The 24,171-nt window shown below is 36.5% G+C and carries 24 protein-coding genes; all 24 read right to left on the bottom strand.

Features of this window, described 5'->3' with window-relative positions:
• Positions 1–149 precede the first annotated feature (149 nt).
• A complete protein-coding gene (locus tag AB3M96_RS12765) occupies positions 150–917 on the bottom strand; it encodes a menaquinol-cytochrome c reductase cytochrome b/c subunit (RefSeq protein WP_412967997.1) in 768 nt (255 codons plus the stop codon).
• A 56-nt stretch (positions 918–973) separates the two neighbouring features.
• Entirely contained in the window at positions 974–1,648 is a 675-nt protein-coding gene (qcrB, locus tag AB3M96_RS12760) for a menaquinol-cytochrome c reductase cytochrome b subunit (RefSeq protein ID WP_412967996.1), read from the bottom strand.
• A gap of 3 nt (positions 1,649–1,651) precedes the next feature.
• A complete protein-coding gene (locus tag AB3M96_RS12755) occupies positions 1,652–2,167 on the bottom strand; it encodes a Rieske (2Fe-2S) protein (RefSeq protein ID WP_412967995.1) in 516 nt (171 codons plus the stop codon).
• A gap of 193 nt (positions 2,168–2,360) precedes the next feature.
• A complete protein-coding gene (locus tag AB3M96_RS12750) occupies positions 2,361–2,819 on the bottom strand; it encodes a YpiF family protein (RefSeq protein ID WP_412967994.1) in 459 nt (152 codons plus the stop codon).
• A 151-nt stretch (positions 2,820–2,970) separates the two neighbouring features.
• Positions 2,971–3,507: a ReoY family proteolytic degradation factor gene (locus AB3M96_RS12745; RefSeq protein ID WP_412968005.1), complete on the bottom strand. Its 537-nt coding sequence runs from the start codon at positions 3,505–3,507 to the stop codon at positions 2,971–2,973.
• 299 nt (positions 3,508–3,806) lie between these two features.
• Entirely contained in the window at positions 3,807–5,060 is a 1,254-nt protein-coding gene (locus AB3M96_RS12740; RefSeq protein ID WP_412967993.1) for a tetratricopeptide repeat protein, read from the bottom strand.
• Between the two features lie 45 nt (positions 5,061–5,105).
• Complete coding sequence (locus tag AB3M96_RS12735) at positions 5,106–6,020, bottom strand: hypothetical protein (RefSeq protein ID WP_412967992.1); 915 nt, start codon at positions 6,018–6,020, stop codon at positions 5,106–5,108.
• A 555-nt stretch (positions 6,021–6,575) separates the two neighbouring features.
• Complete coding sequence (aroA, locus tag AB3M96_RS12730; protein ID WP_412967991.1) at positions 6,576–7,874, bottom strand: 3-phosphoshikimate 1-carboxyvinyltransferase; 1,299 nt, start codon at positions 7,872–7,874, stop codon at positions 6,576–6,578.
• A gap of 18 nt (positions 7,875–7,892) precedes the next feature.
• On the bottom strand, positions 7,893–9,026 hold the full coding sequence (locus tag AB3M96_RS12725; RefSeq protein WP_412967990.1) for a prephenate dehydrogenase: 1,134 nt from the start codon (positions 9,024–9,026) through the stop codon (positions 7,893–7,895).
• Positions 9,027–9,099: 73 nt separating this feature from the next.
• Positions 9,100–10,200: a histidinol-phosphate transaminase gene (hisC, locus tag AB3M96_RS12720; protein WP_412967989.1), complete on the bottom strand. Its 1,101-nt coding sequence runs from the start codon at positions 10,198–10,200 to the stop codon at positions 9,100–9,102.
• A gap of 14 nt (positions 10,201–10,214) precedes the next feature.
• Positions 10,215–11,024, bottom strand: a complete 810-nt coding sequence (gene trpA, locus AB3M96_RS12715) for a tryptophan synthase subunit alpha (protein WP_412967988.1) — start codon at positions 11,022–11,024, stop codon at positions 10,215–10,217.
• Positions 10,987–12,216, bottom strand: a complete 1,230-nt coding sequence (gene trpB, locus AB3M96_RS12710; protein ID WP_412967987.1) for a tryptophan synthase subunit beta — start codon at positions 12,214–12,216, stop codon at positions 10,987–10,989. The genes trpA and trpB overlap by 38 nt, the downstream gene beginning before the upstream one ends.
• The gene (locus AB3M96_RS12705; RefSeq protein WP_412967986.1) at positions 12,197–12,853 is read right to left on the bottom strand and encodes a phosphoribosylanthranilate isomerase; all 657 of its coding nucleotides are present in this window, start codon (positions 12,851–12,853) and stop codon (positions 12,197–12,199) included. The genes trpB and AB3M96_RS12705 overlap by 20 nt, the downstream gene beginning before the upstream one ends.
• Positions 12,834–13,613: an indole-3-glycerol phosphate synthase TrpC gene (gene trpC, locus AB3M96_RS12700; RefSeq protein ID WP_412967985.1), complete on the bottom strand. Its 780-nt coding sequence runs from the start codon at positions 13,611–13,613 to the stop codon at positions 12,834–12,836. Before trpC ends, AB3M96_RS12705 begins: the two co-directional genes overlap by 20 nt.
• Positions 13,603–14,631 (bottom strand): anthranilate phosphoribosyltransferase, encoded by a 1,029-nt coding sequence (gene trpD, locus AB3M96_RS12695; protein WP_412967984.1) that lies wholly within the window; start codon positions 14,629–14,631, stop codon positions 13,603–13,605. Before trpD ends, trpC begins: the two co-directional genes overlap by 11 nt.
• Positions 14,609–16,144: an anthranilate synthase component I gene (trpE, locus tag AB3M96_RS12690; RefSeq protein WP_412967983.1), complete on the bottom strand. Its 1,536-nt coding sequence runs from the start codon at positions 16,142–16,144 to the stop codon at positions 14,609–14,611. The genes trpD and trpE overlap by 23 nt, the downstream gene beginning before the upstream one ends.
• Positions 16,145–16,487: 343 nt before the next feature.
• Positions 16,488–16,859, bottom strand: a complete 372-nt coding sequence (gene aroH, locus AB3M96_RS12685; RefSeq protein ID WP_412967982.1) for a chorismate mutase — start codon at positions 16,857–16,859, stop codon at positions 16,488–16,490.
• Between the two features lie 22 nt (positions 16,860–16,881).
• Positions 16,882–17,961 carry a 3-dehydroquinate synthase gene (gene aroB, locus AB3M96_RS12680; RefSeq protein WP_412967981.1) on the bottom strand — a complete coding sequence of 360 codons (1,080 nt, stop codon included), beginning with the start codon at positions 17,959–17,961 and terminating at the stop codon, positions 16,882–16,884.
• A complete protein-coding gene (aroC, locus tag AB3M96_RS12675) occupies positions 17,961–19,133 on the bottom strand; it encodes a chorismate synthase (protein WP_412967980.1) in 1,173 nt (390 codons plus the stop codon). The genes aroB and aroC overlap by 1 nt, the downstream gene beginning before the upstream one ends.
• An 809-nt stretch (positions 19,134–19,942) precedes the next feature.
• Positions 19,943–20,716, bottom strand: coding sequence for a CheR family methyltransferase (locus AB3M96_RS12670; RefSeq protein ID WP_412967979.1), 774 nt, complete (start codon positions 20,714–20,716; stop codon positions 19,943–19,945).
• A gap of 121 nt (positions 20,717–20,837) precedes the next feature.
• The gene (ndk, locus tag AB3M96_RS12665) at positions 20,838–21,284 is read right to left on the bottom strand and encodes a nucleoside-diphosphate kinase (protein ID WP_412967978.1); all 447 of its coding nucleotides are present in this window, start codon (positions 21,282–21,284) and stop codon (positions 20,838–20,840) included.
• 106 nt (positions 21,285–21,390) lie between these two features.
• Entirely contained in the window at positions 21,391–22,353 is a 963-nt protein-coding gene (hepT, locus tag AB3M96_RS12660; RefSeq protein WP_412967977.1) for a heptaprenyl diphosphate synthase component II, read from the bottom strand.
• Between the two features lie 37 nt (positions 22,354–22,390).
• On the bottom strand, positions 22,391–23,095 hold the full coding sequence (locus tag AB3M96_RS12655; RefSeq protein WP_412967976.1) for a demethylmenaquinone methyltransferase: 705 nt from the start codon (positions 23,093–23,095) through the stop codon (positions 22,391–22,393).
• 2 nt (positions 23,096–23,097) lie between these two features.
• The gene (locus AB3M96_RS12650; RefSeq protein ID WP_412967975.1) at positions 23,098–23,937 is read right to left on the bottom strand and encodes a heptaprenyl diphosphate synthase component 1; all 840 of its coding nucleotides are present in this window, start codon (positions 23,935–23,937) and stop codon (positions 23,098–23,100) included.
• Between the last annotated feature and the right edge of the window lie 234 nt (positions 23,938–24,171).

Genomic DNA, 24,171 nt, shown 5'->3' with positions numbered 1-24,171 from the left:
TAATTTTAAGGGTCCTTTGCGCTGATCAGCTTGGACACCTCGTATCATACCAAGAGGACTTTTTTTGTTCAAACCTCATTTTGCTTTAATACAGGAATGCTTTCTTATCATTAAAAAAAGCTGACTACACATAGTCAGCTTTTTCTTTATTATTTAGACGTTACCCCTGAGATAAACTCTGCAAGCTTTTGCAGTTCTTCATCTGTTCCTTCGAACATTCCAGCAGGCATTCCGCCTTGACCATTTACTGCAATATCAGCAATTTGTTCAGGTGTTAATCCATTGTCAACAAGCGCTTTACCAGCAGGTCCACCTTCTAGGTTACCGCCGTGACATCCGATACATCCTTTGTCTTGAAACAATTTATAGCCTTCTGATTCTTTATCAATTTCAGCTTCTGCAACAATTTTAGCAGATTCCGCTCTTGCTTCCCAGTCAACTTGTGAAGCAGATTCCCAAGTTAAGTAAGTAACCGAAGCAACTGCTAAAAGCATTAAACCTGTAGCAATAGGTCGCTTAGATGGTCTACGCTCTGGACCACGATCTAAGAATGGAGCAAGTAAAAGTGCTCCAAATGCAAGTCCTGGAATAACAAGTGTACCAATCACATTATAATCACCAGATGCATAAGTGTACTTAATCAATTGATACATGAATAAGAAATACCAGTCTGGTAATGGAATATACCCTGATGCAGTTGGATCAGCAATTTTTTCCAATGGTGATGGATGCGCTGCTGTTAAGCATAAGAACGCTACTAAGAAAACCGAACCAACCAACCATTCTTTAAGTAAGAAGTTTGGCCAAAAAGCTTCTGTTTTCCCAGGATATTCGGAATAGTCTTTAGGAATATGCTTTCTATTGGTAACAGGAACACGTGAGTCCCCAACAAATTTCATTCCTTTTCCGCGATGCATAATCGGTCCCCCTCCTTTTTATGAATTTATTAAGTAAAACTAAAGTCATTTAAATATTATAGTGGACCTGAAATACCTTGTCGACGAATCATGATAAAGTGAGCAGCTAATAATCCAAATAGTGCTGCTGGTAAGAAAAATACATGAATCGCAAAGAAACGTGTTAAGGTTTGAGCTCCAATAATTTCAGGATGTCCTGCAATTAACGTTTTCAAGTGAGGTCCAAGTAAAGGTACTGATTCAATAATTTGAATCGTAACTTTTGTAGCAAATAATGCTTTCATGTCCCAAGGTAATAAGTAACCAGTTAGACCTAATGCTAACATAATAAAGAAAATTAAAACTCCAACAATCCAGTTTAACTCACGTGGTTTCTTATATGCACCTTGGAAAAATACACGAAGAGTATGTAAGAACATCATAACGATTACCAAACTTGCTCCCCAGTGATGCATTCCACGTACAATTTGACCAAAAGCTACATTATTTTGTAAATAGTAAACAGATTCCCATGCGTTTTTAATATCTGGTACATAGTACATTGTTAAGAACATACCAGAAAGAACTTGGATTACAACGATAAAGAAAGTTAGACCTCCAAAGCAGTATACAAACGCTGAAAAATGATGCGCTGGATTAACATGTTCAGGAACTTCATGGTCTGCAATATCCGCCCAAAGAGGCGTAACATCAAGTCGTTCGTCAACCCAGTCAAATATCTTATTTAACATTTATTACGCCCCTTTTATTGGATTCGGTTTTGCTTTTCCTAAGTATAGGTAACCATCTTTTACTTGGCTGTCAAATACATCTAATGGTCCCATTGGTGGAGTGTTAGGTACATTCAAACCATTCTTCTCATATAAACCGTAGTGACAAGGACAGAAGAAACGGTCAGGGTTTGCTGGATCTTCTCCCCAAGAAACCGCACAGCCTAGATGTTTACAAACAGGTGATAAAGCTACGATGTCGCCATTGTCATTTTTATAAACCCACGCAGATGTTGAAACATCTGATTCATACCAACCATCAATTTGATGGATCTTAAAGTCAAACTTTTGTGGTTCATTAGTGATTTTATCTACACTCACCACTTGTACCATGTCTTGTTCACCTTGTGGTTGAAGTAATGGGTCTATTGCAAAACGGACCATTGGCATTAGCATTCCTGCAGCCATGAAACCGCCTACACCTGTAAGGGTATAGTTTAAAAATTGACGTCTAGAAACCCGGTGTTTATTCTCGCTCATTTTTTTCCCCCCTCTATGCTAAGCTAAGTCCACTCCGGACATAATTAGTACACATTTTAAAACTAGGACATTCTCATGATATATCAATATTTTCTACAGGTCAATAATAGGATTTACTGAAATAATGGCAACTATGTGACTTTATTAGGAAAAGCAGGGAATTTTTTATTGTTATTCTTAAATAATTCTTGATTTATTTTTGCCAAATATTCATAAACAAACCTATAAGTTGCTTCATTTGATCTTGAAGCATTGTTTGTTTGTACTTTTCTTCTACATATTCTAGAGGTAAAGTTGGCATCCAGATTAGAGTACCCTGTAGTTCTGCTTCAACCTGTTTCCAACTGCTATCAGAAGTAATAAATATGGCATGCTTCATACCGCCCCCAGAAAAATCGCTTGTCCATTGATTAAGTCTTTCCTTCGTGTTTTGTAGCTCTTCGCTACCTGAGTAGGTGAATGCAGGAAACAAAATAATTCTTCCTTTAAATTGTCTTTCAATTTCATTCGATAAAATTGTAATAAACTCTCCCATAGAGACAGTTGTTTTTAGGTTGCCGTCTAGTGAAACTGGAATGAGAGGAATTACTGCTGTATCAACATATTCCTTTGCTTGTAAATACACATCTATATCTTTCGTTACCCATTTCATTATGTATGCTTCCTTTCTATCTGCTTATGAAACTAACATACCATACTCTGAAAAAAACATAAAATAAAATAAGATATATCAAGGATCCACCCCAGCAAACATTTACAAATTAAAAAAAAGAGCTGACTTCCCTTCAGCTCTCGGTAACTACCTATAGATTTTTCAACTGCTCGGTTAGTTTAATAAATTCTTTCTCATCTTGTCTATCTAACGCCTCATCAATTCGTTTAAGTAAGTGTTCCTTTTGGAATATAAAAATGGATTCTTCTAGAAATTTCTTAGCAAGCTGCTTATCCTTTTCATTAACTTGCAGGTGTTTTGGCATATATGGGTTTTCTTCTAGAACTGCAACATAGTTTGGGGAATGAAAGGATGATCTGAAGTTTAATTGAATGTAAATTTCCTCTTCCCTGTTTAATCTAATATCATGAAACGATTTCTCAGCATCTGTCGTCATGACATTCTCTTTATAAAATCGAAATGGAACATCATCAACACAATGTGTCGACATAATTATTCCCCTTGGGCAATACTGAGCCTGTTCAACAAAGTGAACGTTTTTCATAAGTTGATCGTGACTCATTAGATAATTTAATATCCAAACACATTCTCTTCTTTTTAGCTGATAATTATTAAGAAACCAGCGAATAAAGTCTTTTTTCTCGTTGACAGATACAGGGGTAGTCATCGCCATGCTTCCCTCCTCTGCTATTATTGAGTTAAGCTTTTTTGTAAATACTCAAATTAAGAAATAAATTGTAAACATATTCCCCAGACATTGATAAAATAAGCAAAATTAAAACGGTTAATCCTGATAGATTCCTATTAGATTTCCAGAATGGGACGTTTTCTTAAAAATCACTTAGCACAACATGAATCGTACAGTTCACACACCATTCTTACATTTGACCCAACTAATTGGAGTAATTTGTTTATTGATATACTTCAACGCCAACTCCAAAATATCCTTCAAAACCATGGTACACATTATTGTATTTCTGTGAGTAATTCCTCAATTTCATATTTCATTGGGTCAAGTTGTAATAACTCCTTAAATACTTCGATTGCTTCTTGTCTTTTTCCGTCCTCCATTAAAAAGTATCCATATTCTTCTAAAAACTCTGGAGTTTCTTTAAAAAAAGTATATGCATGACGGTAATGGTTTAATGCATCGGAATATTGTTCTAATTTATTTTTTGCAAATGCAAGATCCCATTCAAATTGTTCATCAAACTCACCGTAGCTCATAACCGAATCTAAACACTCTATAACATCGTCGTAGCGTTCTTCTCTTAATAAAAATTTAGTAAGCTGTGTGATTGCTTCAACATATCCAGGATCAATTCCAACAGCCTCTCGAAGATGTTTTTCAACTTCTTCATTTTTCCCTAGCATCATTGAAATTTTCCCTGCATAGAAGTGTAACTCTTTATTTAATGAGTCAACCTCCAGCCCTTCTTTTAAAGTTGATAAACTCTTTTCTAACATTCCTTCTTCTTCATATGCCATAGCTAAATACAAATATAAGGACGTATAATCGTTATCGATTTCCTTTAATTGTGTGAGGACCTCAATTGCTTTATTGAAGTACTTTGCTTGAAACGCAGTAAAACCGTAGCCAAACAATGTATTACTATCTTCCTGTTTTCCAATAGCTGCTTCATAATAAGGAAGTGCTTCTTCGAACTTCCCAGTAGCACTTAAACCTTCTGCCAAACGCGCATTTACATTAACACCAGCAATCTCGTCATTTTCATTCAACACTTGTTGATAGTATGGAATGCTTTTGTTATATTCACCGTGGCTTGAATATAATTCTCCAAGTGCAAAATCAATTATCCGCTCATCTGCTGATTGTTCTTTTGCTAGTAGCAGCTTTTGCTCACTCACCTCAAATAGACCTTGCATTTGAAATAAGTCGGCCTGTAGTACAAGGGATTCTATATAAACTGGATCATCTTCAGATATTGTATCTAATAAAGAAATAGCTTCCTCTTCCTTGTCAAGATCAATCATAATTTCTGCTAAGAAAACCAGAAGCTCACCTTCGGTAGGATAAATTTCTAGTAATTCCTCGATAATTATTTTAGCATCGTCAACAAAACCCCATTTATAATAGTTTTGAGCGATTGTGTATTTTTCGTCATCTGTTGATATACCTTTTAGTTGTTTCAGAGTTTTTAACCCTTCCTCAACGTTTCCATCCTCTACCTGTTGAATTGCCTCTAATATTTTACTCATTAATTCGTTAGCTCCTCTTACCTATCAATCATTTACCTATCTATGTTATTCGAAAGTAGATACAAAATATCCAGGTTTTTTTACTATACATTCATTACCAAATCCTGAATGAAAGTATACCTTGGAACCTACTTTTGTAAACTTTCCCTTATGCATTGTTATTTTAGGTATATGTTTATGATAATCGAGTGTAGGCTTTTCATCAACTGAATAGCCTATTTCATTATGATCATAGAGGTTATAATCAAGTTCTCCGCCAACTCTTATATCACCTTTAGCAGGATAAATACCAATCTTTTTTAAGACCTCAATTGACAAGGGCTTGTTCTCATCAGGACAAAATGGAATAGTAGGTATGTTGTTATCTTCCATAATTGATTTCCATAAATCGAGATGGTTACTTCCAGAGAAAAAGGATTTTTCTTTTATTTTCCAATCTGGAACAATTGGTATTTGATAGGAGTGATAGGATTCCCTTATCCAACCCCAGGGAATATGATATAAATCCTCTACATTCTCAATAGTGACTATAACAATCGGGATCTTCTTTCTTCTACAGGCAATAAGTAAGGAGGAAGTTAAACTCTTAAGAGGGATACGTATACCTAAATAGTAATCAATCGGACAATTCAAAAGGTAATGCTTTGTGTTTTTTATTGTCGAATTCAGTTCTCGTTCATGCTGTAAATCACTGAGTACAAGTAGAGTAGTACAACCCTTTTTCAAATATGTTTCAGTAATCTCTTCTTTAAAAGAAAGAAACGAATGTTCTTTTGAAAAAGAATAGTTGAGCATGACATGCCCAGGTGTTAATAAATATTTAGACAGATTACTTCTCATAAAGGAATGACGTTGAAGTTTGTCACTTATATAATCAACACGTTCGTTTTTGACTAATATAGAGCATGTAACCACTTTGCTTTCCTTCAAGACATTCGCTTGTTCTAAGATATATGTCATGAAACCTCCCCTATCAAATGCGCCTTGGCGTATTTGCTCCCGATTTTTTTCGAGCTTTCTCGATAAGGTGAAACTTCAATCAGTGGGGGGTTCTTCGTTCCCCTCTGATAATTTTTAGTTGCGGCCCACAGGAACTTGTTGGTCACACAGACGTTGCCACAGGACGTGGCGCTGTTAGTCTGTGACACTTTCGGGCTTTTACTGGCAGTTCCCCTCCACAGGGCTTAATGCCAGTTAATTCCGGAAAAGTTTCCTATTAAAAAAAGAGGCATCCGCCAGAGGCTTTAACTTTATTCAGTCGGAGGTTGAACCCCGACCGAATTGTATACTCTTTTCGCATTCATTCCCCACTTATAGAAGTAGGAGATAAATGCTGAATAAAGTTAATACAATTCAATTGACAACTACTCTTAAGACAAGCTATGCGATAAGAGACTTTTCTATGTTAAATTTTTTGTGAACTTTGAAATTTATTTTAAAGATTTCTATTACTGTTTTATTCAACGCAAATAAACCCGTGATATTACATATTCACGGGTTATTTAACAATGGAAATTATTTATTCTCACTTAATAAGTCAAGGTGCTTAAAAAAGTTCGGATAGGAAACTGCTATTGACTCAGGCGACTCTAATACGATGTCACCCTCCGAAACACATGCAGCAACTGCTAACATCATGCCAATTCGATGATCACCATGACTATGAACACGTCCCCCAGTTAGTCTATGCTGTTGCCCGGTAATAATCATCCCGTCATCTGTTGACTCAATTTTGGCTCCTAGCTTTGTTAGTTCTCCAACAACCGTTTCGATTCGATTCGTTTCTTTTACTTTTAATTCACTAGCGTCTTTTATTACTGTCTGACCTTTAGCTTGTGTAGCTAATAGAGCAATAATTGGGATTTCATCAATAAGTCTAGGTATTATTTCACCACTAATTTCGATACCTGACAGGTCTGAGGTTTGTATATTTAAATCTGCAAGTGGCTCGTTATTAACCACTCTTTCGTTTGTAATTTCAAGTCTTGCACCCATATTTAATAAAACCTCAATAATACCAGTTCTAGTGGGATTCATTCCAACGTTCTTTAAGGTTATTTTACTATTCGGTACAATTGCACCAGCTACTAAAAAGAAAGCTGCAGAGGAGATATCCCCCGGCACCTGAATATGAGTACCGTTTAATGATTGTCCACCACTGACTTTTGCGGTAAGTCCCTCTACTTCTACCTCACAGCCAAAAGCCTGAAGCATGCGTTCCGTGTGATCACGTGATTTATGTGGTTCTGTAACTGAAGTTGTGCCCTTAGCATTTATTCCTGCCAACAAGATGGAGGACTTAACCTGCGCACTAGCAATTGGGGATTGATAGTCAATACCAGTTAGTGCTCCGCCTCTAATAGCTAGCGGAGTAAAATTGCCATCTTCTCGTCCATCAATTTTCGCTCCCATTTGCCTTAATGGTCCAGTTACACGCTTCATTGGCCTTTTAGCGATAGATTCGTCTCCAATCAGACATGTATGCATAGGTATGCCTGAGAGAAGTCCTACAATTAATCTAGTTGTTGTACCTGAATTTCCAGTATCCAATATTTCAATTGGCTCTCTTAATCCCTCAAATCCAACGCCTTCTATTTCAACAAAGTCTTCCTTTTGTTTTATTGAAACACCTAACTTTTGAAAACAGCTAATGGTACTTAAACAGTCATCTCCTGGTAAGAAATTTTCCACAACTGTTTTTCCATTAGCTACAGAGCCCAGCATAACTGCGCGATGAGAAATTGACTTATCTCCTGGTATATTTATTTCACCTGATAATCCAGTAATATTTGTTCGTAATTGAATCGACTTCATTCTATCACTCCTGACTGATTAAGCCTTAAACGTCCCATATTCAGTGTTAATTTCAATACATTTGATTGCCTTTTCACGATCCTCTTCATTTTGGAAGCTGATTCTCAGCACTCCATAAATTTCTTCTCTTGTCTCAATAATTCGGATATTTGTAATACTAATTCGCTCAACTGCAAGCAATCCAGTAATTTCTGAGATTACCCCTGGATAATCCGGTACATCTACAAATAAATCATAAAAAGAAGGTATTGCTCCCTTTGTTTTAGTTGGGAGTCCATCTCGGAAAATCTTAGCATCCTTGAAATAATCAAAGATTGCATCTCCATTGCCATTTTCTACGAAACTTCTAATTTGCTCCATCTCTTCAATCCATTTTTTAAATAATTCAAGCAATACATTCCGATTCTGTAACAAAATATCACGCCACATAGCAGGATTACTTGAGGCAATTCTTGTTATATCTCTAAAACCACCCGCTGCTAGTGGTTTAACTAAATCATTACCTTTTTCAAATTTATCTGCCTGATGCACGAGACTTGCCGCGATAATATGTGGAAAGTGACTAATTACACCTGCAATATGATCGTGTTCTTCAGGTGACATAATTACAAAATTAGCTTTAGTTCCAATAAGTAATTTTTTTAGTTTTTTTATACCTTCTTCTTTTGAAGTGTGTTTATCATAGGGAGTAAAAATATAAAATGCATTTTCAAATAAATAATCCTTCGCGGCAACCACTCCACTTTTATGTGAGCCTGCCATCGGATGTCCACCAATAAATGTTACACCTGCTGCGCCAAAAACTTGCTCAGCTTTTTCGACAATTTGGAGTTTAGTACTTCCGACATCTGTAACAATAACGTCATTTTTTAAATCATAAGAACTAAGTTCTAGTATAATCTGTTCTGTTTGTTTAACAGGAACTGAAATAAAAATAAAGTCACATTTATGTACGATATCCTCAAGCCTACTTACACTCTCATCAATAACCTTGAGCGTTCTTGCTAACTGCATTGATTCGGCATTTAAGTCATAGCCATAAATTTTAGTATCAGGATATTCCTTTTTTATCGATAGCGCTATTGAGCCACCTATAAGTCCAAGTCCAATTACTAACACGTTTGCATTCATTTTTTCACCACCACGATTCACTAAGGTGTCTCTATTTTTCTGATTTTTATACTCATTTAAAGAAGTAAATGGGGTTTATAAAAACCCCATTACTTTATTTTTTACGTTGCGTATTCGCAAGCATCTCATTAAGAAGAGAAATGATTTCATTGTTTTGTTGTTCTGTGCCTATTGTTATTCGAACGCATGTTGGAAATCCAAGTGCGTTTCCTGATCTAACGATATAACCACGCTCAAGCAGGTATTGAAACACATCATTACCAGATTGCTTAAAATCGATTAAGATAAAGTTCCCAACTGAAGGATAATAATCTAACTCATTAGCTTCACAGAAACGGTAAAATTGTTGCAATCCATTTCTATTTTTCTCTACACACTCCTGTATAAAGGCTTGGTCTTCTAACGCGGCTACTGCTGCTGCTTGAGCAACACGATTCGTATTAAATGGCTCTCGAGCAGGTTCTATTTTTGAGATGAACGATGCCTCCCCAACTCCATAACCAACACGCAAGCCACCTAAACCATATGCTTTTGAAAAAGTTCTTAAGATCATTAGATTTGGATATTCTTTTAGTAATTCAATTGTATTCGGATAATCTTCTTCTGTAACATACTCATAATAAGCCTCATCAACTACAACGAGAACATGTTTAGGTACGCTTCGTAAGAAGGTGTTAAGTTTATCTGAATTTACATAAACACCAGTTGGATTATTTGGACTACATACCCAAACAACCTGTGTATTTTCATCAATCGCTTCTAACATTCCTTCAAGATTATGATGGCCATCTATTAAATTAACTTCTCTAATTTCAGCACCTTCAATAATTGCATTATGTTTGTATTGAGGAAAAGTAGGGCTTGCCATAACTGTATTTTTACCAGCTGAAAGAAGCGCTCTGCAAATAATACTAATTACTTCATCAGATCCATTTCCGAAAATGAGCTGTGGAGCGTCTACTTGTAGGTGCTCTGCAAGCTTTTCCCTTAGTAAAGATGCATATCCATCAGGATAGATTGCAAGTGAATCTAAACTATTTCGGATTGCTTCCTTGGCAGCCTCTGAAGAGCCAAATGGGTTTTCATTAGACGCCAACTTCACAATATTATCAAGGCCATATTCTTTTTTTACTTCTTCTATAGGTTTTCCTGGTTGATATGGCTTTAGGTTTAGGAGTTGTTCCTTGACATTCATTATAATTACACCTCTCAACTATTTAAGGGAGACAATACGCTCCTGATATAACTTTTAAAACGGTATAGGGCTTCATCTCTAGTTGCTTCTTCCAATAAATCAATGCGCAGTTCTTCAATCTGCTGAATAAGGGCACTACCAATCACAATGCCATCACAATATTCCTTTAGCGCTTCGACCTGTGATGAATTCGAAATACCAAATCCAACTGCAACAGGAATTGAACTATACATTTTAACTTCTTCTAAGAATGAGTATACTTCACTGTGTAACGTATTACGAACTCCTGTTACTCCAAGGCTTGAAACACAGTATAAAAAACCTTGTGCATTACTAGCGATTTTCTTAATTCTGCTTGAAGATGTCGGTGCTACCAATGAAATAAAGGAAAGTCCTTCTTGATCACACTTAGTTCTCAGTTGTTCACTTTCTTCAAAAGGAAGGTCTGGCACTAACAAACCATCTATACCATTTTGTCGCGCTAAAGCGAAAAAGTTTTCTTCCCCTAATTGTAGCACAGGATTGAAATAGGTAAAGATAATTACTGGAATTTTTAGTCCTTTTTTTCTCATTAAAGATACTAGATTCATAGCATTTTCAAGTGTAACACCATTTTTCAATGCTCTGGCACTCGCCCTTTGAATAACCGGACCATCAGCTAAAGGGTCAGAATATGGTATTCCCAACTCCAATATAGAAGCGCCTTCTTCTTGGAGAGCAAGAGCCAATTCAATAGTAACACTAGGATGCGGATCCCCGGCTACAATAAAAGGAATAAATAGTTTATCAGTTTTGGGCAATCGTCTCGTAAATGTTGTGATCATTTTGAACTCCTCCCTCAATATATGACATTAGAGAATGAACATCTTTGTCTCCTCTTCCGGAAAGACAGATTAAAATTGTCTCGCACGGTGACATTTCCTGAGCTTTTTGGATAGCCTTGGCAATTGCATGAGCAGATTCAATAGCAGGAATGATACCTTCAACACGCGTGAGAATTTGTAACGCTTCAAGTGCCTGTTCATCCGTTATACTTTCATACTTAACTCTTCCACTGCTAGCTAAATATGCATGCTCAGGTCCAACGCCAGGATAATCAAGACCAGCTGAAATGGAATAGGGTTCTGTAATTTGACCATGCTCATCTTGAAGTAAGTACGTTAATGAACCATGAATGATCCCTCTCGAGCCTTTTGTAATGGTTGCTGCATGCAAGTTCGTTTCAACGCCCTTTCCGGCGGCTTCCACACCAATTAATTGAACGTCGTCTTGAAGAAAAGGATAAAACATTCCGATCGCGTTACTGCCGCCACCTACACAAGCGACTACTGCTGTTGGTAGCTTGTTCTCCCTTTCTAAAAATTGTTCTCTTGATTCATCACCAATTATTCGTTGGAAGTTCCGGACCATTTTCGGATAAGGGTGTGGCCCAACTACAGAACCAATCATATAATAATGGTCTTCACAATTTTGAACCCAATATCGGATTGCTTCGTTCGTTGCATCCTTCAAGGTTTTATTACCACTAGTTGCTGGTACTACCTCTGCCCCTAATAGCTTCATTCGAAATACATTTAACTTTTGTCTTTCAATATCTTCTTCTCCCATAAACACTTTACATTCCATTCCAAATTTCGCTGCGACCGTTGCTGCCGCAACACCATGTTGACCAGCACCTGTTTCTGCAATTAGTTTCTTTTTCCCCATTCTCTTTGCCAGAAGTGCTTGACCAATTGCATTATTGATTTTATGAGCCCCAGTATGGTTAAGGTCCTCACGTTTTAAGTAAATTTTTGCGCCTCCCAGCATTTTGGTTAAATTTTCTGCATAGCTTAACGTTGTAGGACGTCCTGAATACTCTTTTAGCACATTTATATATTCATCTAAGAACTGCTGGTCGTTAAACGCTTCATCTAATGCTTGTTCTATTTCCTCTAACGGCTTCATTAATGTTTCTGGTACAAACTTTCCACCGAAGTCACCAAATCTTCCATTTTCATTTGGTACATTCACCATATTTGCTCACCCATTCCTCAATAGTAGTTATTAATGTCACATCTTTTGTCCCGCTTCTTTCAATCCCACTGGAGATATCAAATCCATCAATCTCATAATCAAGTAATCTCCCTATATTAGTAGGAAGAATTCCACCAGCAATTAAACACGGGACACCTTGACTTTGTGCCTCTACTTGGTAGTGGGGGATATAATTCCAATCAAAGGTGACTCCTGAGCCTCCCCACACACCCTTCACCTTAGTATCAATTACATATCCATCTGCAACCCCGGTATAGTTTTTCATACTCTCAAGAGCGTTCTCTGAATGATGAATTACTTTCCATACCTCTAATTGTGTTTTTTCTTTCACTTTCTTTAGATAAGTAACACTCTCTGTCCCATGACATTGTATGACTGACAATGGTACTAAAGAGATTACAGCTTCTATATCTGATAACTGAGCATTAACAAATACACCGACAAGCTGCTTCTCCTTTATCTGTATTTTCTTAAGCCATTCCATTACTTGCAACGGATCAACATGTCGTTTACTTGGAGCAAATATGAAACCAATGTATTTTGCATTACTATTTGCAACAACTGCAAGGTCTTCAAAGGATTTGTTTCCACAATACTTAATGACGGGCTGTTTCATAGTTTACTTCTCCAAGTAGTTTTCCGATACCTCTTCCGGGAGATTTATACCTCATAAAGGCTTCTCCAATTAACGTTGCATGTGCACCATAAGAAATAATTTCGTCAAGGTCCTCTCGAGATTGAATCCCACTTTCACTGATAACAAGACTTTCCTTAGGAGCATCTTTAATTATTTCCTTGGTGTGAGTAATTGAGGTTATAAAATTTTTAAGATTACGGTTGTTAATGCCCAGTAATTTGGGAGTAACATATTTACAAACTTGTTCAAGAGTTTCACGAGAATGAACTTCCACAAGACATTCCATACCTCTTTCATATGCCTCACAATAAAACTCATATAGCTTTAGAGGCTCAAGTACTTCACCAATTAGTAAGATTGCATCTGCACCCATTTTTTCACTTTGGCTAATTTGCCTTGAGTCAATAATAAAATCTTTTCGTAGAATGGGTAAATTTACGTTCTTTTTAATCTCCATCAAATACTCAATTGATCCCTGGAAAAATGTAAAATCGGTTAATACAGAGATTGCATCTGCTTTAGTTTCTTCGTACTCCTTTGCAATTTGTAGAGGTTCGAAGTTCTCTCGTATTACTCCTTTAGATGGCGAAGCCTTTTTTACCTCTGCAATAAGTCCTATCTTACGATTTGGTTTTGCGAGAGCAGAATGCAATGATCTCCGTATAACAGGTTGATCTAAAACTACTTCTTCAAGGTTTTCAACTTCAAACTTTTTCTGTTCAATAATTTTACTTAGCATAGTACTCCACCTGCCTACTTCTCAGTTGTTCAAATTGTCTACTTGTTGTTCCGGTTGAAATTGCTTCTCTTGCTGCCTCAACACCTTCTCTAATGCTTTTCGCACGACCCGAGACATACATAGCTGCTCCAGCATTAAGCAACACAATATTTGTTGCACTTTCATTAGCTGTGCCATACAGAACACTTTTAAGAAGCTCTGCACTATCTATTATGGAAGATACCTGGATATCTTTCATATTTCCTTTTGGAAGTCCCACATCTTCTGGTGAGAGGACAAACCTTTTAATTTCTCCATTTTTCAACTCAACAATGTCAGTTTCAGTAGTGATACTGCACTCATCCAACCCATCACGTCCAGAAACAAACATAATATGTTCAGAACCCAGCCTTTGTAATGCATACGCCATTTTTTCTGCATATTCAGTAGAATAGACTCCTACTATTTGTTTTTTACAACGAGCAGGATTTGCCATTGGACCTAATAAATTAAAAATAGTTCGGAATCCTATTTCTTTTCTAGGAGCAACCGCGTGCTTCATTGCAGAATGGTAAATCGGTGCAAAAAGAAAACTCATATTTCTTTTGTTCAATGCTGTCCTTGCTTCTTCTTGCGTTGACTGAATGTCTACACCTAAATACTCTAAAACATCAGCACTTCCGCTTTTGGATGAGACTGCCCGATTTCCATGCTTTGCAACCTTGATTCCTAAGGAAGAAACAACAATTGCCGAAGCAGTGGAAATATTAAACGTTGAAGCACCGTCACCACCAGTTCCACAAGTGTCAATCACTTCATCTAAATTCTCATAATCTAGTTGCATCATATGGTCTCTCATTGCTCGTGCAAATCCTGTAATCTCCTCAACTGCTTCTCCCCGAAACCTTAAGATAGATATTAGACTTGCGATTTGACTTGATGTTGCATTCCCTAGCATTATTTCATCCATTACCTGATAACTTTCCTCTTCCGTTAAAACCTCTCCATTAATACATTTATTTAATAAACTCTTTAACATGTAAATCCTCCTCACCATAAAATGCTTCCTCTGCCAACTTAATTGTTTGAATAAGAGCACTTGCTTTATTGATGGTTTCACTCCATTCGTTTTCAGGAATAGAGTCTGCAACAATACCTGCACCAGCTTGCACATATGCAACTTCATCTTTAATAACCATTGTGCGAATCGTAATACAAGAATCGATATTTCCATCAAAGCCAATATAGGCGATTGAACCCGCATACAAATTACGTGCAGTTGGCTCCATATCAGCTAATATTTGCATAGCCCTAATTTTAGGTGCTCCCGAAACAGTACCAGCTGGGAAAGCTGAGATAAGGGCGTCCAGTGGATCGATCCTCTCATCAAGAATACCGGTTACTTTTGAAATAAGATGCATAACATGGGAGAACTTTCCGATTTCCATTAAAACAGGGGTTTTTACTGATCCAAAGGTTGAGACTCTACCAATATCATTTCTCGCTAAGTCAACAAGCATATAATGCTCTGCCTTTTCTTTTTCATCATTGATTAATTCAAATGCGAGAGCCTCATCCTCATCTGTTGTTCTGCCTCGTCTTCTTGTTCCTGCGATTGGGTGAATCTCTAAATGTCGATTGTGAATCTTTATTAACCGTTCAGGTGAACTCCCGACAATTTCAATGTCATTTATTTTGATATAAAACAAATAAGGCGAAGGGTTAACCATTCGTAAAACTCGATATAATTCAAAGCCTTTTACTTTTGTGGGTATCTCAAAACGTTGTGATAAAACAGCTTGAAAGATATCTCCTGCGGTAATATACTCTTTTATTTTTTCAACAGCCTTCATGAAATCCTGTTTCTTATAATTGCTTTTGATGTTTTCCACGTTCTCTACTTCGTAGGCGGTTGAAGCTAACATCATTTCACTTTGACCTTTGTTTTGGATGATTTTTGATAGATACATATTAATTTTTGAATGTGCATGATCAAAAATGGCACGCTTTATTTTTGCGTTCTCATCTCCATTTAAGCGTATAAAATGAACGATAATTAGCTCTTTTGAATGATGATCTAATGCAATAATAGTCTCACAAAAGAAGAATTGATAACGTTCCAAATTCAAGTCATTATTTTGATGCTCCTGCACTTTTTCAAAAGTTGTAATTGCATCATAGCCAATATACCCAACTGCCCCACCATAAAAAGGTATTTCAATTTCCAGTGGTTTTAATGCCAAGTGTTCTTTTACCCAACGGAAAGCTTCCTTTAATGATTGCTTTTTGATCATATTTTGTTGGTTTTCATTTTTAACAAAATAATTTCCCTTTGATTCATTAATAAATAGAAAGGGTTTCAATCCAATAAATGAATATCTGGACCAAACAGATTCGTCATCCTTACTCTCAAGTATGAACGATGCTTCGTTTTTAAGATTTTGGAAAATTTGAATAGGTGTTAACGTATCTACATAGAAACGTTTAACAATCGGAATCGTTTGATATGAACTACTATCCGATACAAATGAGGAAAAATCATACGTATTCAATTCGGCTCACTCCTCCATTTAAAATGGAGAATGAGGATTTAGGAGGTATATAGATTTTTGGCTGAATGTTTATTAATCGATACTCAGCACACAGCCGAAAAACTATAAAATTAAACAACCCAAAGACACAAACGTATCTTTGGGTAGAAGGTTTTTGTAACTCGTATTAAACTAACCTCAGCTAAACTCTCTCATTCTCGTCTACCCTATGCTCATCTCTACACTAATCTAAAACAATCTCTACACTTATACTATTCTAAAACTATACAAAATTGTAAGTATTCACCTATTTTAACTTACTTAGTAAATTTCTGTCAATCTCATTTTTCATCTTAAAGATTGGTCAATTTGACGTAATTGTTAAATCAGGTCTAAGGGAAACTGCCCCCTCATGATAGATGTGAATAATATCTTCCTGCTTTGTTGTCGTATTAACTGTCATCATGACACGAATACACTTAGGTAGTGAACCTGGAACAGGAATTTCTCTCATACACATTACAGGTACATATGACCATCCCTCAATTAGCCTTGCAGCTGCTGCTGGAAAAGATGCATCGATATCATCTGTTACAGAAAATAATATTTGAGCTACGTCTGAAGCATTAATCTGATTAGCTTCAATCATCGCTCGTAGTAATTTTTCTGTGGTATCCGTAATTTCTTGTTTATTATTATGTTGAATTGTTGTTGCACCACGTATTCCCCTTACCATTTCACTCCTCCTTTGCAGGTAATTAATATGATTTCTTGATTAAGTCGAGTAATTGACTGTCATCTACTGCTACGCTAACAGCCTCTCCCAGTTGCTTTAACAAAACCATCTTTACATTTCCTGATGTCGCCTTCTTATCTTTTTTCATCCGAAAAAGTAATTTTTCGGAGTCAATTTCTTTCGGTATTCTTGTTGGAAAATCAAATAATGTAAACCAAGATTCTATCTTCGAAGAAGACAAGTCACTTTCGAAAACATCTTCACTCAGTTTAAGAGCATAAATCATGCCGATGGCGACTGCATCTCCATGAGTAATTTTTCCATACCCAAGCTCCGCTTCAATCGCATGACCAAGAGTATGGCCAAAATTCAAGATAGCCCGCAATCCTTTCTCTTGTTCGTCCTCTTTTACGACCATCGCCTTAACCGAAACTCCATTACGAACAGCGTATTGGAGCTTTTCCCCTTTTAAATCTGATATTCCTTTTATTTCTTTTACTAACCATTCGTAAAAATTTTCATCCCAAATTAAGCCGTGTTTTATTACCTCTGCAAATCCTGAGCGAAGTTCATCAACAGGAAGGGTACTCATAAAAACAATGTCATATAGTACAGCGTTTGGCTGATGAAATGCACCAATTAAGTTTTTACCAAGTTGATGATTAATTGCTACCTTTCCTCCTACTGCACTATCATGAGCTAAAAGTGTAGTAGGGATTTGAATAAATGGTATCCCCCTCATGAATGTTGCAGCTACAAAACCCGCTAAATCACCTACAACTCCTCCGCCTAGTGCGAGTATAAGAGATGAACGGTCTAACCCTTTTGATAAAGCATAGGTTTGACACTCATAATAAACCTGAAATGATTTTGCACTTTCACCCGATGGAATAATAAAAGATAGTGGGTCGTTATACTCTTTCTCTAAATAATTCATGATATCGTCAAGATATAACCCTGCTACTGTTTCATCTGATATAACCAATATTTTAGAAACGGAATTACAAGTCTCATTAATTAATTTCGGTAGTTGGTCGATGATTCCACTTCCAATATACATTGGATACGTTTTTGATGTAGTCGTAATTGTCAAAACTTCCATTAGAATTCCCTCGAATACTCACGCATCTTAGCAACATTCTCACTGATAAAGTCAATACGATCTTGGCCAAATTGTTCTAGAATTGCATTTGCAAGCTCCCATGCTACAACCGCCTCGGCAACAACACTTGCCGCTGGAACTGCACAGCTATCAGATCTTTCAATACTTGCAGCAAATTCTTCTTTTGTTTCTATATCCACACTCTTTAATGGTTTATATAAAGTTGGTATTGGCTTCATGACACCACGTACCACAATTGGCATACCAGTTGTCATACCACCCTCAAAACCACCTAGATTATTAGTTCGTCTACTATACCCTTTTTCCTTATCCCAAATAATTTCATCATGAACCCTACTTCCAGGGATTCTTGCAGCTTCAAATCCAATACCAAATTCAACACCTTTGAAGGCATTAATACTCATAATAGCTGCAGCAACTTTAGCGTCAAGTTTTCGATCATAATGAACGTAACTTCCTACGCCAGCAGGCATGCCTTCTACTATCACTTCAACGATACCACCAATTGAGTCTCCATTTTCTTTTGCTTGGTCGATAGCCTTCATCATTTCCAATCCAGCTTCGTCATCAAGGCATCGTACAGGTGATTCTTCTGTTTTTCGTTTTACTTCTTCTAAATTTGAATATGTACTATTAGTTGCACGAACTCCACCAATTTCGAGCACGTGACCTGCAACATGTATATCAAGCGCAGCAAGAAGTTTCTTTGCAACAGCACCAGCAGCAACTCTAACAGTTGTTTCTCTTGCTGAAGATCTCTCTAGGACATTTCGCATGTCGCGATGACCATATTTTATGGCGCCATTCAAATCAGCATGACCTGGACGTGGGCGGGTAATCTTACGTTTAATTTCATCCTCTTCCTCATCTGAAATAGGTTCAATCCCCATAATTTTAGTCCAATGCTTCCAATCATTATTTTCAACAACCAATGCTATTGGGGAGCCTAACGTTTTCCCATGTCTTACACCACTGGCTATTTGTACCTGATCTTTTTCAATTTGCATTCTTCTTCCGCGACCATGTCCCTTTTGGCGTCTTCCTAGTTCAAAGTCTATGTCTTCTTTTGTTAAAGGTAGGCCAGCAGGAACGCCTTCAATAATAGTTGTTAGCTGCGGACCGTGAGATTCTCCAGCAGTTAAGTATCTCATTCTCTTTACCCCCTTTTAGCTCTTTAAAGCGATTATGTACCAATATATCACAATCTTTAAGGTTCAGTAACATATTTTTAAAAATTTCTATTAATTATAGTATATGTATTTTTGGTTTGTAAATTTTACTTGGGTAGTAATAATTTACTTTTTGTTAGAAAAAAAGAACTCACCAAGGATGAATTCTTTTTATGTAAAAATATTGGCTTTTATCAAAAATATTATTGTTAATGGCCTTTTATCTTTAAAGAGTTAGCCTACAAAGGTTGGTGATTTCCGCTCCTGGGACTCGCTTTCCGCGGGAGGACCGTGTGCCTCCTCACTGAAATGCTGAAGCGGCTCGACCAGAAACGAGGAAATTGGCCGCCAATAACGCCACGTCCTGTGGCTTTGGCGGCACTAGCACATCCTGTGCGTCGGAGACTCCGACAAAAGAGGCTGGTTTTGCCTCTGGCGGAGGAGTTGAAATTTCTCGAGTTTCTAGCCGCTGAAGCTAGACAAGTCGCATGCTCCTGCGGGGTCTCACCTGACTTGCACAGGATGTGCTGACGTCTACGTTGGCCACAGGACGTGGCCGTCGTTAGTAGACGTTCCTTTTGACTTTCCCACAGGACTTTGAGAGGCTCCTTTGAATTCACCCACGCACGAAGAAAATGCAAAGCATTTTCGAGGAGTCTCGTGCCATGAGCTCCAATCACCCTGTGAAACATTATTAACTAACTTAATATTCCCTCTTAGATATTAAAAAGCAATAAAGTTTTGCGGTGTTATTTATTTCATAATGCTGCCATCTAGCAATTAATTAGAAACTATTTCTTCCGATAAAAAAAGGTGTCTTCAGACTCAAGTCCATAGGTTCCGGGATTAAAGATTTGCTCAGTACTCCCTACAAAAAAGATACCATTTTTATTTAGTGCATTACTAAATTTAGTATATACGAGATTTTTAGCATCCTCAGTAAAGTAAATTAATACATTTCGGCACACAATTAAATCAAAGTTTGCTCCAAACGGATCGGCTAGCAGGTTATGCTTTTTAAAAGTTACGGCTTTTTTTATTTCATCATTCACTTTAAAAAATGTTCCCTCTTGAGTAAAGAACTTCCGTTTCATTTCAGGAGGTACTTCTTGTAATGATCGTTCCGGGTATATACCAGTTTTTGCTCTAGCTAATATGTTATCATCAATATCAGTGGCTAATACAGTTAGTTTATGTAATGGCACATATTTAGATAAAATCATTGCCAAAGTATAGGGCTCCTCACCTGCAGAACAGGCTGCACTCCACACTTTAATCGATTTATTTTCTTGAAGAATATTAGGTAAAATTTTATTTTCCAGTACTTCCCACCGTTTTGCATTTCGATAAAATTCAGATACATTAATTGTCATTCTATCTAAAAATTCGTTTAGCAGTTCTGGGCTGCTATCAATTGCTTTAAAATACTCTATAAAACTACGGAATCCTTTTTTTTCATACAAAGACGTTAACCTTCTCATCATTTGAGCTTCTTTATATAGCGCTAAATCTATTCCGTTTTTTTTCTTTATTTGTAATATAAACTTTTGATAATCTGAGTCCATCATTATCTCCTCTGTCAATCATACGTTTAGTGGTTCGTTAGAGATACAACTAAAAAAATCTGTTCTTAGAAGTTTGCTAACTTTAGAAAAAACCAGCTCATTAGAGAGCTGGCCAAAAAAATTAGTAAATCCAGTTATTAATTAACTTATCATACGCAACAACTTCTTCAGAGTTGAAGAATAGTGAAACTTCACGTTCTGCGCTTTCAGGAGAATCTGAACCGTGGATTACATTTTTTCCTACAGTTAATCCAAAGTCACCACGGATTGTTCCCGGTGCAGCATCTTTAGGGTTTGTAGAACCCATCATTTGACGAGCAGTTGAAATTACATTTTCACCTTGCCAAACCATTGCAAACACAGGACCTGAAGTAATGAAGTCTACAAGTTCTCCGAAGAATGGTCTCTCTTTATGCTCACCATAGTGCTCCTCTGCAAGTTCACGAGGAATTGACATTAATTTTGCACCCACTAATTGAAAGCCCTTTCTTTCAAAACGTGATACAACTTCCCCTATTAATTGGCGTTGCACACCGTCAGGCTTGACCATTAAAAATGTTTTTTCCATAAAACTCTCCACCCCACTAAGTATGTATGATGGTTGATTTTTGACCAACCAATCAAAATAGTAACACTATTTTGATTGGTTATCAACTTACCAATTAATTATTTTCTTAATATTTTCTTTTGCCTATATATTTAGCAACATTATGGAGTGTATTACGTGCTCGATTTGGAGGTATATCTTCTAATACCTTGTATGCTTTAGCTAAGTAACAATTACTTAACATTTCTGCCCTTTTAATGGCATCTGATTCCTTAATAGAAGTAATAATAGACTTCATTTCTTCAGGGTCAGTGTTTTCAGATATTTGAATAATTTTTTCTTTTAATTCAGGCTTTTCCATTGCGTATAGAACGGGAAGTGTAATGTTACCTTGAAGCAAATCACTACCTGCTGGTTTACCCAACTGTTCTTCTGTTCCAGTAAAGTCTAGAATATCATCAGTTATTTGGAATGCCATTCCAACATAATATCCAAATAAAAAGAGATTTTTATGGACTTTTTCGGGAACATCCGCTGCAATTGCACCTAATTGGCAGCTAACAGCAATAAGTAAGGCAGTTTTACGTTTAATCCTTCTTAAGTACGTACGCAAATTTTGGTCAAACCGATACTTATCCTGAATCTGCTCTATTTCTCCTAAACAAACTTCAACAATAGTGTTAGATAAAATTTGATGCAGCAAAGGATCCCTTAGCTTTGTAATAATTTCAAGTGAACTACCTAAGATATAATCCCCAGCGTACATTGCAATCTTATTATCCCATTTTGCTTTTATTGTCGGTCTACCACGTCTTAAATCAGCATCATCAATTACATCATCATGAACAAGTGAAGCAGTATGAATAAGTTCTAAGGCCACTGCAACATTTTTGATAACGTGTATATCATAGTTCCCAAACTTTCCACCTAAAAGAACAAAAACGGGACGTAAACGTTTTCCACCTGACTGCAATAAATGAAGTCCAGCTTGCTTTAATACCGGATGATCACCTTGGATTGTAGTTTCTAGTTCTTTCTCTATTAATGCTAAATCTGTATTCAAATACGAATACATCATTGATAATTTCATTGATTTCACCTAATTTAACTAATTATGTCATGAAGGACTACTTTTTATATCCAAGGTGCATTGCAGCAACACCAAATGTATAAGGTTTGACTTGAATATTTGTAAAACCGGCTTCTTCGAACATAAGTGCTAATTCTTTCATACCTGGAAAATCTCTTGCTGATTCCTGTAACCAGGAATACTCTTCATAACTTTTGGCAAACAGCTTTCCAAATACAGGCATGATAAAACGGAAATAGAAGTAGTATAATTGTTTAAAACCAATCATTGTCGGTTGGGATGTCTCTAAACAGACAACTTTACCTCCAGGTTTTACAACTCGATACATTTCTTTAAGCACCTGCATGTAATCTGGTACATTTCTAAGACCAAACCCAATTGTTACATAATCAAATGAATTATCCTCAAAAGGTAAATCCATCGCATTGCCATGAACTAATGTAACTTGGTCAAGTTTTAAGCTTGAAACCTTTTCCTGCCCTATTTTCAGCATATTCTTGCTAAAATCAAGCCCAACAACTTTCCCCGTAGGTCCTACTGCGTCAGCTAAAGCTATCGTCCAATCTGCAGTACCACAACAAAGGTCTAAAGCAGCAGAGCCCGGTTTTACAGACATTTTTTTCATCGTATCTTTTCGCCAAGCTTTATGTTGTTGAAAGCTAATAACAGAATTCATTTTATCATAGTTTTTATAAATTTTTTCAAATACGTGGTGTACACGTTGTTCTTTCGATTGCTGCATGATTACCCTTCTTCCACAATCTTATTCATAGTGATACTAGAACTTGCCCGTAGAATTTCCGTCATCCTAGTTTTTAGTAATTCGTTAATCTTTACGTTGGAATTCACTACTTTCTCGACTCTACAAATAACATTATCAAGTTGGCGTTCGAATTCTCGAATTAGTATTTCTTCTTGTTCCTCACTCATGTTCACTTGCATAAGGTGAACTTCTTGTTTAGGAAATAAGATATTAATAAGTGATTCAAAAAGAATAGAAGTTCCAGACCGTAGAAAGAGTTCTCTTTCATGTACTAGTCTTTTCAATAGTAAGAATGCACTTGAGATCTCAAACCACTTTTTCATTTCGTATTTTTCAACTATTTTACGAATAATTGCAGTCTCTATGTTTTCTATACAGGAAAATAACTTGTTAACTTGCTCATTATCCTTTTGGTACAAATATATTTTTGATTCATTAACCTCTTTTATACCTTCTGCCAAAGTACGAATCAACTCTATATCCCTTGTCTGAGCTAAAAAATAATAATATAAGCCGCTAAAGTAATCTCCAGCTAATACTTTTAATTGTTGATTTCGCAAGTATTCACCTGATTTATTTTGATTGGGGACGGTTTCATGGGTTTCTAAAGCTTGATGGACAAGCATTGTTGTTACTATATAATTTTCTAGCTGTTCTTTAGGTAATTTTAAATCCTCGTATATCGAATATAACAGCAAGATTCTATCCTCATCTATATGCGGTGCATCAATATACTTTTCTAGATAGGAATGTTTTAACTTTCCCTCGATTAGTTCCTTTAGATCAGCAATAATGTTCTTGATGTCTTGCAAATCAATCACCCTTGTTTCCCCAATTTAAAGTTTATATCTCTATTGTTCTCTATCTTTACAATCAAATGCGCCCCGGTTTGTTTACACAGGACATTTCGATATTCGTGAAAAAAATCAAAACTTCCGACTTAGCTTTTATACTAACGTCTAAGTTAATACCTAGACCTGTATTAAGTTAAAAACAACGTTAATTATAACATACATCCTTTGGTTTTGCGCATTCAAAAATAAAAAGCAGGATTT

This window comes from Ferdinandcohnia jepli, assembly GCF_047246645.1.
GTDB lineage: Bacteria > Bacillota > Bacilli > Bacillales > Bacillaceae_L > Ferdinandcohnia.
Note: the sequence above shows the minus strand (reverse complement) of the source record. Positions and strands in the feature narration are given on the sequence as shown.

What these genes read in the sequence shown, in the direction of transcription:
- AB3M96_RS12765 (WP_412967997.1), bottom strand. Translation starts at nt 917, where the DNA reads ATGCATCGCGGAAAAGGAATGAAATTTGTTGGGGACTCACGTGTTCCT.
- qcrB (WP_412967996.1), bottom strand. Translation starts at nt 1,648, where the DNA reads ATGTTAAATAAGATATTTGACTGGGTTGACGAACGACTTGATGTTACG.
- AB3M96_RS12755 (WP_412967995.1), bottom strand. Translation starts at nt 2,167, where the DNA reads ATGAGCGAGAATAAACACCGGGTTTCTAGACGTCAATTTTTAAACTAT.
- AB3M96_RS12750 (WP_412967994.1), bottom strand. Translation starts at nt 2,819, where the DNA reads ATGAAATGGGTAACGAAAGATATAGATGTGTATTTACAAGCAAAGGAA.
- AB3M96_RS12745 (WP_412968005.1), bottom strand. Translation starts at nt 3,507, where the DNA reads ATGACTACCCCTGTATCTGTCAACGAGAAAAAAGACTTTATTCGCTGG.
- AB3M96_RS12740 (WP_412967993.1), bottom strand. Translation starts at nt 5,060, where the DNA reads ATGAGTAAAATATTAGAGGCAATTCAACAGGTAGAGGATGGAAACGTT.
- AB3M96_RS12735 (WP_412967992.1), bottom strand. Translation starts at nt 6,020, where the DNA reads ATGACATATATCTTAGAACAAGCGAATGTCTTGAAGGAAAGCAAAGTG.
- aroA (WP_412967991.1), bottom strand. Translation starts at nt 7,874, where the DNA reads ATGAAGTCGATTCAATTACGAACAAATATTACTGGATTATCAGGTGAA.
- hisC (WP_412967989.1), bottom strand. Translation starts at nt 10,200, where the DNA reads ATGAATGTCAAGGAACAACTCCTAAACCTAAAGCCATATCAACCAGGA.
- trpA (WP_412967988.1), bottom strand. Translation starts at nt 11,024, where the DNA reads ATGATCACAACATTTACGAGACGATTGCCCAAAACTGATAAACTATTT.
- trpB (WP_412967987.1), bottom strand. Translation starts at nt 12,216, where the DNA reads ATGGTGAATGTACCAAATGAAAATGGAAGATTTGGTGACTTCGGTGGA.
- AB3M96_RS12705 (WP_412967986.1), bottom strand. Translation starts at nt 12,853, where the DNA reads ATGAAACAGCCCGTCATTAAGTATTGTGGAAACAAATCCTTTGAAGAC.
- trpC (WP_412967985.1), bottom strand. Translation starts at nt 13,613, where the DNA reads ATGCTAAGTAAAATTATTGAACAGAAAAAGTTTGAAGTTGAAAACCTT.
- trpD (WP_412967984.1), bottom strand. Translation starts at nt 14,631, where the DNA reads ATGTTAAAGAGTTTATTAAATAAATGTATTAATGGAGAGGTTTTAACG.
- aroH (WP_412967982.1), bottom strand. Translation starts at nt 16,859, where the DNA reads ATGGTAAGGGGAATACGTGGTGCAACAACAATTCAACATAATAATAAA.
- aroB (WP_412967981.1), bottom strand. Translation starts at nt 17,961, where the DNA reads ATGGAAGTTTTGACAATTACGACTACATCAAAAACGTATCCAATGTAT.
- aroC (WP_412967980.1), bottom strand. Translation starts at nt 19,133, where the DNA reads ATGAGATACTTAACTGCTGGAGAATCTCACGGTCCGCAGCTAACAACT.
- AB3M96_RS12670 (WP_412967979.1), bottom strand. Translation starts at nt 20,716, where the DNA reads ATGGACTCAGATTATCAAAAGTTTATATTACAAATAAAGAAAAAAAAC.
- ndk (WP_412967978.1), bottom strand. Translation starts at nt 21,284, where the DNA reads ATGGAAAAAACATTTTTAATGGTCAAGCCTGACGGTGTGCAACGCCAA.
- hepT (WP_412967977.1), bottom strand. Translation starts at nt 22,353, where the DNA reads ATGAAATTATCAATGATGTATTCGTATTTGAATACAGATTTAGCATTA.
- AB3M96_RS12655 (WP_412967976.1), bottom strand. Translation starts at nt 23,095, where the DNA reads ATGCAGCAATCGAAAGAACAACGTGTACACCACGTATTTGAAAAAATT.